The following is a 13,990-nucleotide window of genomic DNA, read 5'->3' on the forward strand; positions in this document are numbered from 1 at the left end:
CTGTCAGGTCACCGCGTCGTCGTCGGACCCGCGCAGGTCCTGAATGATATTGGTGACAATGCGCAGCAGAAATACGGCCACGCCAAAGGCGAAGACCACTTTCATCGGCCATGTGGGCACTTCCAGCCGCCCGTCATAGTAAAGCCCCTGTTCGAATTCCTTGGGCACCTTGCGGGCGATCACCACGCCCATCGTGCCGATGAAGGCGGCAAAGATCAGACGGCCCAGAATGGTCAGCGCGGTTTGCACAGGCTTTGGCAGGCGGTCGGCGATCACGGTGACGGCGATATGGCCGTTGCTGCGTTCCACGTAAGCCAGCGGCAGGATGATCACGCAGACCATCAGAAGGCCGATCATCAGCAGATCATCCGGGATCGGTTTGTTGAACAAACCGCGCCCCAGCACCGAACCGGTGACCAGCGCGCCCATGATCAGCAGCGCCGCACAGCCCACCCAGAGCGCAATATTTTCAATGAGATCGAGAAGGCGAAGCAGCATGGTGTGACCGCTTTCAGTGTTCAAAGTCAGACCGGCCCGCGCATGTGGCGGCGAGCCGGTCCGGTTCGCGTCAATCAGTTACTTTCGGCTTCCCAAGGGTACCCGTTGGCATCACGTTCGGCGGTGTATTTGTCCACCAGCGCTGCGAAGGCCCCGTAGACCGCATCGGCATCCATGCCTTTTTCTGCGGCTTTTTCCTTCCAGCGCGCCACGTCGGCATTCGCGATCTCGACCAGAGAGGCGCGGAATTCGTCCGTGGGCTGAACGATCTCGATCTTGTGGCCGTCGATGCCTTCCTGCAGTTCGGCTTTCACGTCAGTGCGGGAGTTGTACATCTTTTCAGCCACATAAGCGGTGAACTCGCGGCCCAGCTCGTCCACCAGCGCCTGCTGGTCGGGGGTCAGGCTCATGTAGGTGTTCATGTTCATCCCGATGCCAAAGGCCAGAACCTGACCCATGTTCAGTTCGGTGATGTAATTGGCCACCTCGTAATGCTTGTAGGCCTTGACCACATAGTAATAGGTGGTCGACCCGTCCGCCGAGCCGTTCGAAATCGCCTCGTAAACCTTGGGCTGCGACATCGACACGGTGGAGGCGCCCTTGGCCTCAAGCGCGGGGACGAAGGCACCCGTGGCGCGGATCGTCAGGCCATCAAGATCGGCGGCCGTGGTTACCGGGGCCTCGCGCGTCAGAAGCTGCGTCGGACCGGTGGTGTAATTGCCGAAATACTTGATATTGGCCTTTTTCTGTTCTTCCAGCGCGGCCTCGTTGGTGGTCATGAATTCATAGGTGGCCATCATGCCGACCCATTCATCGCCGAACTGGATGGTGTCTGTCACCTCGTAAGCGACCAGTTGGCCCGGTGCGTAAACCGGCACGATGGAGGCCATGTCAGCCACGCCATCGCTGAGGCCCTGCGCGGCGGTCTTGGCGCCCAGAAGCGCGCCGCCCCAGGTGATATCAAGGCCAAGCGTGCCGCCGGAACGGTCGCGCATTTCCTGATCCAGCCATTCCAAGGCGGCGGCCCGTGTGCCCCGGTTGGGTCCGAATTCAGCAAAGCGCAACTCGCGCATTTGCGCTTCGGCTGATGTCGGCAGCGTTGCGGTCAGAAAGCCCGCCGCCACAAGCGCGGGCATCAACACCCCGCTGAGCAGTCGTTTCATTGATCATCCTCCCTTTGCTGATCTTCTGCGATCAGTCGCGGTTACTATCACATAAGGGGGTTGCAGTGTGTCAACACATAAATTAATTTTCATTTAGTGAAATAATCGGATCAGGCATGGTATGAATAAGCAAATCAAACCCCGGGGCCAGCAAGGGGCCACCTTGCCTCGGGTGCGGGCGATCTCGCGGGCGGTGTCGATCCTGCGCGCTTTCTCCGAGGCGCAACCCCATCTGGCACTGAATGAAATCGTCCGCGCCACGGGACTGGATGCGGGCACGACCCGGCGCATTCTGGTGACATTGCGGGATGAGGGTCTGATCCGGCAGGATCCGGCGACAGGCCGCTACAGCACCTCGTCGGGGCTGCTGGATCTGGCGCGCTCGGTGCCGGACAGCCTGACGGTGACCAGCCTGGTGGAAGACCGGCTGATTCAACTGGCGGAAGATACACAGACCACCGTGTACCTGTCTATTGTGCAGGAGGATGAGGCGCTTTGTACCGCAAGGCATAATGGCGGATTGGCGATTGAAGTGCGGTGGTGGGCCGTGGGTGAAACACGGCCCTTCCATCGGGGCACGGGGCCACGGGTTCTTTTGGCACATCTGGAAGATGAGAAACGCGCGCGGCTGCTGGAGAAGCTGGATGACAGCAACGGCACCCTGGCGGCAGAGGTCGAGAGCATCCGCAAGAACGGCTTCATCGTAAAGCATGACGAGATCGCGATTGGCTTATCGGCAATGGCGGTCCCGCTGCTGGATGAGAACGGACGCGTTCTGGCCGGGATCTCAACCGGTGGGCTGACGCCCCGCTATGTCGGTGCAGCCCAGGCCGAGATGCTGCAGCATATGCTGTCTGCGGTGCAAGAGATGCAGCAGCGTGTGCGCGGCTATCGGCTTTAGCATTTCAACCACTGAAATTACCGTTGTGTGTTGACATTTCTTCCGACCCGCGCCCAGAATTGCTCGACCAGGTCCGAAGGGAGGTCGGCGCATGGGCTTTACGATTGCGGAGAAAATTCTGGCGCGCGCATCCGGAAAGGGCGCGGTGCGGGCCGGCGATGAGGTGCTGGCCAAGCCGGATTTCGTGATTGCTTATGATTTTCCGGGCTACACGGATGTGATCTTCCGCCAGATGGAGGAGGAGTTCGGCATCGACAAAGTGGCCGAGCCGGAGCGGTTTGCCCTTTTCATCGACCACATGGTGCCCGCTGCCACCACGGCCGAGGAAGAACTGCACGAGATCACGCGGAGCTGGGGCAAGAAGAACAATGTGCCGGTTTATGAGCGCAAGGGCATCGGCCATCAGGTCGCGGCCGAGCTGGGCTATGCCACGCCCGGTGCGTTCGTGGTGCATTTCGACGGACATATCTCGCAGCTGGGCACCTTCGGCACGCTGGCCATCGGCGTGCGGCGGCATCTGCTGGAGGCGTTTGTGAAAGAACGCATCAAGTTCAAGGTGCCCGAAACAGTGCGGATCGATATCACCGGCGATCTGCAACCGGGCGTGACGGCGCGGGATGTGTTTCACCACATCGTGCGGGTTCTGGGCCCCCGGTCATGCCGGGGCATGGTGATGGAGCTAGGCGGGCCCGGGATTGCGTCGATTTCGCTGTCGGGGCGGCAGACGATCAATTCGCTGGCGATGTTCACCGGGGCGATCACGGCGATCATGAATCCGGATGAAGCCGCGTTGGCCTATATCCGGGAGCGTCAGCGGCTCGATATCGATCCGCTGTTTTCGGATGACGACGCCACCTATCACGCGCGCCACACGATCGACGTGACCGATCTGGAACCCATCGCCGTCATTCCGCCCAGCCCTGCCAACACCCGTGATCTGAGCGAGGTGGTGGGGACCGAGGTGCAGGTAGGTTACCTCGGCTCCTGCGCCTCGGGCCGGGTGGAGGATCTGGCGCTGGCCGCCGATGTGCTGGAAGGCCACCGGGTGAAGGACGGTTTTCAGCTGAATGTCATTCCCACCTCGAACGAGATCATGGAGGAAGCGGCGGCCAAGGGCATCCTCACCCGCCTGATCGCGGCGGGGGCGTTCATTTCGTCATCCTCCTGCGATTATTGTTTTGGCCGCATGGGCGTGATGCGCGACGGGCAACGGGCGGTCTCGACCGGCACGCTGAATGTGCGGGGGCGGATGGGGTCGCCCGACAGCGAGATTTATATCGTGAATGCCGCCGCCGTTGCCGCTTCGGCCATCGAAGGGCGCATTGCCGATCCCCGCCCCTATCTGAAAGGGGTGTGAGATGGCTTTGGCGAACCTGAAAGGCCGGGTGGCGTGGATCTTCGAGGATGAGGATTTCGACGTTGATCAGATCGTCGGCGTGAAGAACATCAAGATCAAGGACCCCAAGGAATTGGCGCGGCTCTGCATGGCTGCGGAGGAGCCGGATTTCGCCCAGAAGGTACGCCCCGGTGATCTTTTGGTGGGCAATCACAATTTCGGCTACGGCCATCCCCATTACCCCCCGATGATCGGCATGCGGCAGTTGGGGATCGCCGGGGTGATCGCGGAAAGCTTTTCGCCCGGATATTGGCGGGGCGAGATTGCGATGGGGTTTCCGCAAGTGGCCTGCCCCGGCATCATGGGAGCCGTGAACCGCTGGGACGAGATCGAGGTTGATTGGGACAGCGCCACCCTGCGCAACCTGACCCAAGGCACCGAGTTGCCGTTTGAGCCGCTCAGCGACGGCGATCAGCAAATGCTCGAGGCGGGCGGCATCGTCGGATACCTGCACGCCCGCGACAAAGAGGAGGCGGCGACATGATCGACGCGCAGACCAAAAGTGATTTCGCCGCCAAGGTGCGCGCGGGACAGACGCAAATCCTGCCCGGCGCGTTTGATGCCATGTCGGCGCTGATGGCGCAGAAAGCCGGGGCAGAGGCGGTCTTTACCACCGGTTTTGGCGTCTCGGCCTCTCACCTCGGCGCCCCGGATGTCGAGCTTTATACGATGACGGAAAACCTGACTGTCGTGCGCAACATCGCGAATGCGGTCAGCGTGCCGGTCGTGGCCGACACGGACACCGGATATGGCAATGCGATCAACGTGATGCGCACCGTGCGGGAATTCGAGCAGGCGGGCGTCTGCGGCATGGTGTTCGAAGATCAGACTGCGCCCAAACGCTGTGCCGCAGCAGCCAACCAGGTGGAGATTATCCCCGCCTATGAACAGGCGGCGAAGATCCGCGCCGCTGTTCAGGCCCGCCGCGACCCCGACACGCTGATCATCGCGCGCACCGATGCGATGACCGAGGACGAAAGCATCGAACGGGCCAGGATGTATGTGGATGCGGGCGCCGATCTGATCCAGCCGATCAGCAGAACGTTTACAGATTTCGCGGGGCTGAAACGGCTGCGTGAAGCTGCGGGCGTGCCCTTGTCGCTGCAAATCCTTGGCTGGCTCGAGAAGGATTTGACGCAAGAGCAGCTGTCAGAAGTTGCAGGTCTGGCCTGTTATCCGCTGGTTGGCCTGATGACCGTGGCGCAGGCGATGCAGGACAATTTCGCGCGTCTGATGGCGGACAAACACACCCATGACCTGCCGCACAAGCAGATGAGCATGGCGGATTTCAAAAAATTCATCGGCTTTGAAGAGATCGAGGATCAGCAGGCGCAATTCCTGCTGATGGACCTGAAAGCCGCCAAAGCCTCGTAAAGGAGAGCCCCATGCCCGAGGACTTCACCCGCATCGCCGCCGAACGCGCCCCGCATGAGTTGAGCGCCACACCGGGCCGCGACCGCGTCGCCGCCCGCCCGAAAGGCGCGCCCACATTCCAGAGCCCGCCGCTGCAGGCCACACGCCCGCCGCGTTGCCCGCCTTTCGTGGAGGTGACGCATCCCGACCAGCTTTTGCCCTATCTCGAACACGTCGCACAGCGGCCCTATAACCACGGGCTGAACGCCTGCTGGGGTCTGAAGCCGGGCGAACGGGTGCTTCTGCGCGTCGACAACTGGCATTCGGATCTGGTGATCCATGCCTGTCAGAAGATCCTGGAAAAATACGGGGTCAAATACGAAATCAAGAAGATCGACCGCGGCCCCGTCCCGCAATGGATCGGGTCGGATGAGGTGGATTATTATCTGTTCCGGACCAAGGAACTGGCCGAATGGATGGACTGGTGGGAAGAGGAAGAGAAAAAACAGCAATACGACAAGATCCTGATGGGCTATGGCGGGCCGGTGCTGGCCGAACGCTTCATCAAGATCCAGCGGATGCCGTTTATCACGCCGGAGATTCTGGCCTCCCCGGCCCATGCAATGCCGATCGAGGTCCTGAACGCCATCGACAAATGGACATGGGACCGGGTGCGCACCTGCAAACGCGCGCGCATAGTGGACCCGGAAGGCACCGATATCGAATTCACGAACCACGCCGGGTATTGGGATTCAAAGCGGGAATTCTATGACCCTGATCTGACGTCGCGCACCTGGACCACGAATGAACATTTCGGCAAGACCTATTTGCCGGGCCATGTGACGGGGCGGCCCTGGATGTTCCTGCCCGGCAAGGAAGACGGCAACGGCGTGATCGCAGGCACAACGAACCACATCGCGCCCTGCGACTGGACGCAGCTGATCGTGGAAAACTCCAAGATCACGCAGATCAACGAAGGCGGGGAGTTCGGGGATCGTCTGCGCAAGCTACAGGCGGAAACCGACCATATCCAATATCCGGAGTTTCCCGGTAAGGGCCTTTTGTATTGGTGGGAGGCGTCGATTGGCACCAACCCCCACGTGCATCGCCCGCGCAAGGATTTCCCGTCAGGCTTCGTGAATTGCCTCTATGAACGCGTGCGCTCGGGCGTGATCCATATGGGCTTCGGCACCATCATCTCGTCCATGGCCGAACGCCGCGCGGCGCGGGCCGGGAACCTCGTGGGTCACTGGCATCTCCATCTCTACTTCCCGACCTACACGATGGAACGGGAAGGCGATAACGAAACGCTGATCGAAAACGGCCGCCTTGGCGCGCTGGACGATCCGGACATCCGCAAGCTTTGTGCCAAATATGGCGATGTGGATCTGTGGCTGGATGAAAGCTGGAACCCTGCCGTGCCGGGGCTGAACATGGAAGGCGATTACTGGGACCACTACGGCCGCGACCCGCTGCATTGGGTGAAGACCGAGCTTGAGGTCTGCCGCAACTACCACCCGCTGTTCATGAAGATGACCGGTGCGGATGACAAATACTGCCATGGGCCCGGGGCCGATTGGTGGAAAGGCGGCTGCTGCAACCATTCCGGCGTGCAGGGGCATGTGCTGGGCGGGAATTGCTGCGGCCATTGATGCGAAAAGGCGGCCCCGTGTCTGAACGGGGCCGCCTTCCAACCATCCTTGCCGATCGGGGAAATCCCCGGTTCGACCATCACTCCGCGTAAAGCCCTTCGATCTGTTCTGCATAGAACTCATAGATCTTGGCGCGGCGCACTTTCATCGTCGCGGTAACCTCGCCATCGTCGTGATCCAGTTCCTTGGGCAGCAGATAGGATTTCTTGATTTGCTCCACCCGCGCGAGGTCCTGGTTGCCTTTGCCCACTTCGGCATCGATCAGCGCCTGAACCTTCGGGTTTTTCGCCAGTGACCGGAAGGTGGTATAGGCAATCCCCTGCCCTTCTGCCCACAGCCGCACAGTGTCCATGTCGATCTGTACCAGAGCGGTCACATAGGGCCGCTTATCGGCGATCACGATCACTTCCTTGATATAGGGCGAGGATTTGATCACATTCTCGATCAGCGAGGGCGACAGGTTCTTGCCTGCCGCGTTGATCATGATGTCTTTCTTCCGGTCAATCAGTGTCAGGGAGCCATCGGCCTCAAGCTGCCCCACATCGCCCGTATGCAGCCAGCCATCGACGATGGTTTCGGCTGTGGCCTCGGGGTTCTTGTAATAGGATTTGAAGATCGTATCGCCCTTGAAAAGGACCTCTCCATCATCGGCGATCTTGCATTCCACACCGGGTACGGGAAAGCCCACGCGCCCGTCGCAATTGCCCCATTCGCTCTGGATCGTCCCCACGCCCGAGGTTTCCGACATCCCCCAAGCCTCGCGGATATTCACGCCGATCCCGCGCATGAAGGCCAGTAGGTCAGGCGCAATCGGCGCCGCGGCCGAGATCGCGAAGCTGACCTTGCCCAGGCCCAGATATGACCGGATGTGGCGGTAAACCAGCGCATCCCAGAACGCATGGGCCAGCTTGTCGCCTGCCGTCCACTGATCCCGGCGTTTCGCGCCGCGCGTCATCGCGCCTTTCAGCGCCAAAAGCGTCATGGGTTTGCGGATGGCCCCCGCGGTTTGCGCCTGCACGATCACACCGGCCTGCATCTTTTCCCAGATCCGCGGCACGCCGAAGAAAACCTCGGGCGCGACTTCGCGCAGGTCCAAAGTGATGGTGCGCAGGCTTTCGCCAAAGTTCATCACGAATTGCTTGGACAGCCCGTTCATCACCGTGACCGCCTGTTCGGCGATGTGACACAGCGGCAGATAGCTCAGCACATTGGTGCCGGGGCCATAGCCCTTGAAGATATGCTCGGCCACTTGCGCGCCCGCATTGAGGTTCGCAAACGAGATTTCGGCCGCCTTGGGCAACCCGGTGGAGCCTGACGTGAACACCATCATCGCCGTGTCTTCCGGCTTAATCCCAGCGATACGGCCCATCACCTCATCGCCCGCCTGGCCGTTCACCATGGCGCGGCCCTTGGTCAGCAGATCGTCCCAGGTCTTCAGGTTCAGATAATCCTCGCCCTGCGTGCCCTTGGGGTTGAATACGATCAACTGGCGCAGCTTGGGCAGTTTGCCCTGCAAGTCCTTGATCTTGTCCAGCTGCTCCTGATCCTCGATGAACAGCACCGTGGTGTCCGAGGCATTCACAAGGTGGTCGATCTCGGCAGCGGGCGATGTCGGGTACATCCCCACAACCGTGCAGCCCGCTGCATTGATGGCGAATTGCGCCAGCACCCATTCGCTGCGGTTTTCCGACAGGATGCCCACATGATCGCCCGCCTCGACCCCCAGACCGATCAGGCCCGCGGCCCCGGCCTGCATGATCTCCTGCACATCGGTCCAGGTCAGCTCGTTCCAGATGCCGTATTCCTTCTGGCGCATGGCCACCGCATCGGGCCGCGCGGCGGCATGTTCGGACACCATTTGCGGGACCGACCGGAACCCGCTTTCGCTGCGAATATCGAATGCCATATCTTTCAGAGCCTCCTCAGCTCAGCCAACGCTTGCGGCGCTTGTAATGCTTCACGTCCCGGAAGGACTGGCGCGCACCGCCCTCGCCATCAGACACACCCAGATAGAACGACTGAATGTCCTTGTCGTTTTTCAGTTTCGAGACCTCGCCCTCCATCACGATCTGCCCGCTTTCCATGATGTACCCGTAATCGGCCACGGAAAAGGCCACGCCTGCGTTCTGCTCCACCAGCAGGATCGACACGCCATCTTCTTCGTTCAGCCGTTTGATCGTGCCAAAGATCTCCTCCACCACCTTGGGCGCGAGGCCCAATGACGGCTCATCCATCAGGATCAGCTCGGGCTGGGCGATCATGGCGCGGCCAAAGGCCAGCATCTGCTGCTCACCGCCCGACAAATACCCCGCAACCTGTTTGCGCCGTTCCTTCAGGCGGGGGAAGAATTCATACACCTTGTCGTAATCGGCCTTCACATTGCGCCGGTCCAGCGCATAGGAGGCGGCGATCAAATTGTCCTCCACCGACATCTCGGTGAAGATCCGGCGGCCTTCGCGGACATGAAACAGACCCATCTGCACCAGCCGGTCGGGCTGGATCGACAGAATGGACTGGCCCTTGAAACTGATCCGGCCCTCCCCGATCTCCCCGTTCTCCAGCGCCAACAGGTTCGAGGCGGCTTTCAAGGTCGTGGTCTTGCCCGCGCCATTCGTGCCCAAAAGCGTCACGATCTTGCCGTCCGGCACCTCCAGCGACAGACCGCGCAGGGCCTGAACCGTGTGGTAATAGGTCACTTCGATATTCTCGATCGTCAGCATTGCGCGCGTCCTGCTTCTTTCTGGCTCTAAATACCCTCGGGGGGTCTGGGGGGCAGCGCCCCCCAGCCGGTCGGTCCCGGGCCTGACCCGGGACCGAACCCACTTTTAAACCGTCAGCCAGTCCGACTTCGGATTGAACAGGCCGCTTTCAGTGTCATACTCATAGACCCGACCGGTCCGGATGGAGTTGCTTTCCATCGTCACCGGACCACCGAAGAAGCCACCGGTATCCCAGTCGCTGATATTGGTCAGCTTCTCGGCGATATTGTCGGCGGTCAGCTCCAGACCGGCCTCAGCCGTGTCACGGAAGGCCTTCATCGCAATCTCGAGGCCGCACATCGTCTGGATCGCCCAGGTCGACATGTAGTTTTCCAGCGGCGTGCCTGCGAACATCTCTTTCGAGAGCGCTGCATATTGCTGATAGCGCGGCGCATCTTCCCGATCCCAGAAATAGCGGTAAGGCATCACGCCTTCATAGCCCGCCAGGAAGGGACCCGCTTCCTTGGTTATCCGGTCGGCGATGATCTTCTCCATGCCCCAGAAGGTGCCCTTGAACTTGGTGGGCAGGCCGAACTGGCGCGCGCCGCCGATCAGCTGCGGCCACACACCGGTCACATAGCCTTGCAGGATGCAGTATTCCGCGCCCGATTGCGCCAGTTTGGTCACGTGGGTCGGGATGTCGGCGCCTTGCGGCTTGGTCGCCTCTTCCAGCACAACCTCGATGCCCAAACGCTCAGCTGTGGCTTTGCCATGCTCGATCGGGTCGCGGCCGAACTCGGTGTTGGAATAGATGAACGCCACCGACTTGCCGCCTTCGGCTGCGATGTTTTCTAGCAGGATGTCGAACTGGCTCTGGTACGAGGGGCCAGACATATACTGATAGGGGTGGGTTTCGGGATTCGCCAGTTCCGACGCGAAGGAGGTGGAGCCCATGATCCGCGCGTTCTCGCCCTTCAGCTCGGGTGCGATCAGCTTCATGGCGCCGGTCGAATCGGCGAAATAGCCAATCATCGCATTGCCTTCGGTGGCCAGCGCACGCTGATAGTTGGCCAGCGCGTTCTGCGGGACATAGCCCGAATCCTCGGTGACAAAGCGGATCGGCGTGCCCGCGATGCCGCCTTCGTCATTGAACAGTTTTGCTGCCAGTTGGAAGGCAGGCGCCACCAGTTGACCGGCGGTGGCGAAGGGGCCGGTCAGCGGCAGGGATGCGCCCAGCACATATTCCGACGGCTGCGCCTTCAGGATCATCGGCGTGCCCACCACTGCGGTGGTCGCAGCAGTGGTCGCGAGGAATGAACGACGGTTCAGTTTCATTAGATACTTCTCCCTAAAGATTTGGCCTTATTGAGGTCTGGTTATCCGCGTGCAAACGGCCAACGGTTTGCGGCACGCAGTATTCTGTCAGTGATATGGTTGATGCCCAGCGGCTCCTTCAGAAGGAAGAAGACCAGCAGAAGGCCAAAGGCGATCTCCTGCAGGGGCGAGATATAGCGGGCCGAGGCCGCGTCGCCGCCGGTGAAATAGGCGGCAAAGACCTTGATCACCTCGGGCATCATGACGATGACCATGACGCCGAAAACCGGGCCCATGGTGCGACCCATGCCACCCACGATCAGGGCTGCCACCAGTTCCAGCGACAAATCCAGCTCGAACTGTTCGGGCAGGATGCGACTGTAGAAGAACGCGAACATCGCGCCCGCCAGCCCGCAATAGGCCGCCGACAGCGCAAATGAGGTCAGCTTGTAGCGCAGAAGCGAGATGCCCAGGATCTCGGCCGAATAATCGCGGTCGCGAATGGCGATAAAGGCGCGGCCCACCCGCGTGCGGATCAGATTCTGCGCCGCCAGAAGCGAGGTGAACGCCACGACCGAAATCAGGATGAACATCTCGCGATTGGTATCCAGCACCCAGCCCAGCAGGTTCGCATCGGGCGTGTCGATGCCCACAACGCCGCCGGTCCAGGGGGCGAAGGCATCCTGTTCGATCAGGAAGATCACGATGAAGTTCGCAGCCAGGGTGGCCACGGCCAGGTAAAGCCCCTTCACCCGAAGCGAGGGCAGACCGACCAGCACACCAATCAGCGCCGTGACCGCAATGGCGATGGGCACGACGACGAAGAACATGAACTGGTTGGGAATGATTCCCGTCAAACCATTGTCCAGCATCGTCACCGTATAGGCCCCCAGCGCCACGAACGCGCCATGGCCCAGCGACACCAGCCCGGTATAACCGGTCAGGATATTCACCCCCACAACCGCGATCAGCAGAATGCCCATCTTGCAGGCAATAAGGATCATGTATTCGTTGGCAAAGGCCGCGAAGAACGCCAGCGCCAGCATGGTCCCGTAAACAAACGCCTGCTTGTAGCTGTTGTTCAGAACCCGCTCGTCCGCCGCATAGGTCGCTTTGAGGTTACCGTTAATCATATCCGTTCAACCTCCTTCGAGCCGAAGAGACCATGCGGCCGGATCAGCAGCACCGCCAGAACGGCCACGTAAGGCACGATCTCGGCCCAGTCGCCGCCCAGTTGCCATTGGGTCATGGCCTCCATGACGCCAACGGCCATGGCGGCGAGGAAGACGCCGATATAGCTGTCCAGACCGCCCATCAGAACGATGGCCAAAACGCTGAAGCCAAACAAGCCCAGCGACGGCGAAATCCCGTTCCGGGTGGCCAGGATCGCCCCGGCAATCGCGCCCGTGGTCGAGGCCAGCACCCAAGCGCGGCTGAACACCTTGGGCACCGAAATACCCATGGAATAGGCGGTCGACTGATCCTCGGCCGTGGCGCGGATGGCCACACCGGATTTGGTGTAACGCACCATCAAAACGATGCCGCCAAAGATGATCAAAGCGATCAGCATGTTCACCAGATCCGCGCCAAACAGGAAGATGGTCGATCCAAAGAGCTCGAACCGCACAGGCGCGTTCGGCGCGATATGCGGCACGAAATCCGCATCCGCCGTCCAGATGATGGAGGCCGCGCCCGACATGATCGAAATCAGGCCGACCGTCACCATGATCATCGCGAAGATCGACTGCCCCATCAGCGGCCGCATCAGCGTGCGTTCGATGATCCGGCCCACAATCGCATTGGCGATCAGCGCGCCGATGATGCCGAAGATGATCCGCGGCACGTTCTGCACCCAGTCCAGCACCGCCCCCATGGGCGAGAACATGGGCAGGCCCTCTTTCATCTCGACCAGCCACACAGGCTCCCACGAGGCCAACCAGCTTGGCGCCCATTCCTGACCGGGAATGATCACCGCAAAGGTGTAATAGAAATAGGCCCCGAACATGATCAGGTAGCCATGGGCGAAGTTGACCACCTTGGTGGCCTTGTAAACCGAAACGATGCCCACGGCGATCAACGCATAGATCGCCCCTGACATAAGTCCGTTGATTGCGAACTGCGTAAGCTGTCCCATTAAGCCGCTGCTCCCAGATAGGCTTCAATGACGTCTTCGTTGCCCGACACTTCGGCCGGTGTACCGCTGGCGATCTGCTGGCCGAAATTCAGCACAACGATGTGGCTGCAGATATCCATGACCATGTGCATGTCATGTTCCACCAGCAGGATCGTGGTGCCGAACTGCTCCTGCACATCAAGAATGAACCGCGCCATATCGGCGGTTTCTTCCCGGTTCATGCCCGCCACGGGTTCGTCCAGCATCAGCACCTTGGGCTGCATCGCCAAAGCGCGGCCCAGCTCCACCCGCTTTTGCAGGCCGTATGGCAGCATGGTGATGGGGTATTTGCGGATGTGGTCGATTTCCAGAAAATCAATCACGCGCTCTTCGATATCGCGGCGCAGCTCAAGCTCTTCTTTCTGGGCCTTCCCGAAATAGCGCAGCGCCTGCCAGACATTCGTCTTCAGCCGCGTGTGACCGCCCAGCTTGATGTTGTCCAGAACGGTCATGCCGCGGAACAAGGCGATGTTCTGGAACGTGCGCGCCAGACCAAGCTCGGCCCGTTTGTCAGGGCTCAGGTCGGTGATATCGCGCCCTTCGAAGTACACCTTGCCCCTGTCGGGCTTGTAAAATCCCGAAATCGCATTGAAGAGCGAGGTCTTGCCCGCGCCATTGGGGCCGATCACACCGGTAATCTCACCGGGTTTTGCCTCGAAACTGATGCCCTGAAGGGCTTTGATCCCGCCAAAAGACAGGTGCAGGTCTTCGATCTTGAGCATGTCGGCTCCGACCATTTTTCCGCTGCGGTGTGTCGGAACAGCCTACCCGGCGCGTTCCCTGCGCCAGTGCCATTCAGCGACCGTTCCCAACGGACCTCCCATTTTCGCCCGGATGTGGC

Annotated in this window: 13 protein-coding genes; 5 read left to right on the top strand and 8 right to left on the bottom strand. The window is 60.6% G+C overall.

Features of this window, described 5'->3' with window-relative positions; genetic code table 11:
- Positions 1-3: 3 nt before the first annotated feature.
- Positions 4-498 carry a TRAP transporter small permease gene (locus tag TR61_RS04120; protein ID WP_050928301.1) on the bottom strand — a complete coding sequence of 165 codons (495 nt, stop codon included), beginning with the start codon at positions 496-498 and terminating at the stop codon, positions 4-6.
- Between the two features lie 74 nt (positions 499-572).
- Complete coding sequence (gene dctP / locus TR61_RS04125) at positions 573-1,661, bottom strand: TRAP transporter substrate-binding protein DctP (protein ID WP_050928302.1); 1,089 nt, start codon at positions 1,659-1,661, stop codon at positions 573-575.
- Between the two features lie 121 nt (positions 1,662-1,782).
- On the opposite strand from dctP, the gene TR61_RS04130 reads away from it, so the two are divergent.
- The 5 genes from TR61_RS04130 (at position 1,783) to TR61_RS04150 (ending at position 6,963) form a co-directional block, all read left to right on the top strand.
- Positions 1,783-2,562 (top strand): IclR family transcriptional regulator, encoded by a 780-nt coding sequence (locus tag TR61_RS04130; RefSeq protein WP_050928303.1) that lies wholly within the window; start codon positions 1,783-1,785, stop codon positions 2,560-2,562.
- 91 nt (positions 2,563-2,653) lie between these two features.
- The gene (locus tag TR61_RS04135; protein ID WP_050928304.1) at positions 2,654-3,919 is read left to right on the top strand and encodes a 3-isopropylmalate dehydratase large subunit; all 1,266 of its coding nucleotides are present in this window, start codon (positions 2,654-2,656) and stop codon (positions 3,917-3,919) included.
- A 1-nt stretch (position 3,920) separates the two neighbouring features.
- Entirely contained in the window at positions 3,921-4,442 is a 522-nt protein-coding gene (locus TR61_RS04140) for a LeuD/DmdB family oxidoreductase small subunit (RefSeq protein ID WP_050928305.1), read from the top strand.
- On the top strand, positions 4,439-5,332 hold the full coding sequence (locus tag TR61_RS04145; protein ID WP_050928306.1) for an isocitrate lyase/PEP mutase family protein: 894 nt from the start codon (positions 4,439-4,441) through the stop codon (positions 5,330-5,332). Before TR61_RS04140 ends, TR61_RS04145 begins: the two co-directional genes overlap by 4 nt.
- 11 nt (positions 5,333-5,343) lie before the next feature.
- Positions 5,344-6,963 carry a hypothetical protein gene (locus TR61_RS04150; protein ID WP_216595359.1) on the top strand — a complete coding sequence of 540 codons (1,620 nt, stop codon included), beginning with the start codon at positions 5,344-5,346 and terminating at the stop codon, positions 6,961-6,963.
- 79 nt (positions 6,964-7,042) lie between these two features.
- Here the strand turns inward: TR61_RS04150 and TR61_RS04155 are convergent, their stop codons facing one another.
- From TR61_RS04155 to TR61_RS04180, 6 genes are all read right to left on the bottom strand, one after another.
- Positions 7,043-8,869: an AMP-dependent synthetase/ligase gene (locus TR61_RS04155; protein ID WP_050928307.1), complete on the bottom strand. Its 1,827-nt coding sequence runs from the start codon at positions 8,867-8,869 to the stop codon at positions 7,043-7,045.
- A gap of 16 nt (positions 8,870-8,885) precedes the next feature.
- Positions 8,886-9,683: an ABC transporter ATP-binding protein gene (locus tag TR61_RS04160; RefSeq protein ID WP_050928308.1), complete on the bottom strand. Its 798-nt coding sequence runs from the start codon at positions 9,681-9,683 to the stop codon at positions 8,886-8,888.
- 105 nt (positions 9,684-9,788) lie between these two features.
- Complete coding sequence (locus TR61_RS04165; protein WP_050928309.1) at positions 9,789-10,997, bottom strand: ABC transporter substrate-binding protein; 1,209 nt, start codon at positions 10,995-10,997, stop codon at positions 9,789-9,791.
- Between the two features lie 41 nt (positions 10,998-11,038).
- Complete coding sequence (locus TR61_RS04170; RefSeq protein ID WP_050928310.1) at positions 11,039-12,109, bottom strand: branched-chain amino acid ABC transporter permease; 1,071 nt, start codon at positions 12,107-12,109, stop codon at positions 11,039-11,041.
- Positions 12,106-13,110: a branched-chain amino acid ABC transporter permease gene (locus TR61_RS04175; RefSeq protein ID WP_050928311.1), complete on the bottom strand. Its 1,005-nt coding sequence runs from the start codon at positions 13,108-13,110 to the stop codon at positions 12,106-12,108. The genes TR61_RS04170 and TR61_RS04175 overlap by 4 nt, the downstream gene beginning before the upstream one ends.
- Complete coding sequence (locus tag TR61_RS04180; protein WP_245626817.1) at positions 13,110-13,871, bottom strand: ABC transporter ATP-binding protein; 762 nt, start codon at positions 13,869-13,871, stop codon at positions 13,110-13,112. Before TR61_RS04180 ends, TR61_RS04175 begins: the two co-directional genes overlap by 1 nt.
- Between the last annotated feature and the right edge of the window lie 119 nt (positions 13,872-13,990).

Origin of the sequence: Aestuariivita boseongensis, assembly GCF_001262635.1 — a bacterium.
GTDB lineage: Bacteria > Pseudomonadota > Alphaproteobacteria > Rhodobacterales > Rhodobacteraceae > Aestuariivita > Aestuariivita boseongensis.

What these genes read in the sequence shown, in the direction of transcription:
- TR61_RS04170 (WP_050928310.1), bottom strand. Translation starts at nt 12,109, where the DNA reads ATGATTAACGGTAACCTCAAAGCGACCTATGCGGCGGACGAGCGGGTT.
- TR61_RS04160 (WP_050928308.1), bottom strand. Translation starts at nt 9,683, where the DNA reads ATGCTGACGATCGAGAATATCGAAGTGACCTATTACCACACGGTTCAG.
- TR61_RS04140 (WP_050928305.1), top strand. Translation starts at nt 3,921, where the DNA reads ATGGCTTTGGCGAACCTGAAAGGCCGGGTGGCGTGGATCTTCGAGGAT.
- TR61_RS04175 (WP_050928311.1), bottom strand. Translation starts at nt 13,110, where the DNA reads ATGGGACAGCTTACGCAGTTCGCAATCAACGGACTTATGTCAGGGGCG.
- TR61_RS04165 (WP_050928309.1), bottom strand. Translation starts at nt 10,997, where the DNA reads ATGAAACTGAACCGTCGTTCATTCCTCGCGACCACTGCTGCGACCACC.
- dctP (WP_050928302.1), bottom strand. Translation starts at nt 1,661, where the DNA reads ATGAAACGACTGCTCAGCGGGGTGTTGATGCCCGCGCTTGTGGCGGCG.
- TR61_RS04155 (WP_050928307.1), bottom strand. Translation starts at nt 8,869, where the DNA reads ATGGCATTCGATATTCGCAGCGAAAGCGGGTTCCGGTCGGTCCCGCAA.
- TR61_RS04120 (WP_050928301.1), bottom strand. Translation starts at nt 498, where the DNA reads ATGCTGCTTCGCCTTCTCGATCTCATTGAAAATATTGCGCTCTGGGTG.
- TR61_RS04145 (WP_050928306.1), top strand. Translation starts at nt 4,439, where the DNA reads ATGATCGACGCGCAGACCAAAAGTGATTTCGCCGCCAAGGTGCGCGCG.
- TR61_RS04180 (WP_245626817.1), bottom strand. Translation starts at nt 13,871, where the DNA reads ATGCTCAAGATCGAAGACCTGCACCTGTCTTTTGGCGGGATCAAAGCC.
- TR61_RS04130 (WP_050928303.1), top strand. Translation starts at nt 1,783, where the DNA reads ATGAATAAGCAAATCAAACCCCGGGGCCAGCAAGGGGCCACCTTGCCT.
- TR61_RS04150 (WP_216595359.1), top strand. Translation starts at nt 5,344, where the DNA reads ATGCCCGAGGACTTCACCCGCATCGCCGCCGAACGCGCCCCGCATGAG.
- TR61_RS04135 (WP_050928304.1), top strand. Translation starts at nt 2,654, where the DNA reads ATGGGCTTTACGATTGCGGAGAAAATTCTGGCGCGCGCATCCGGAAAG.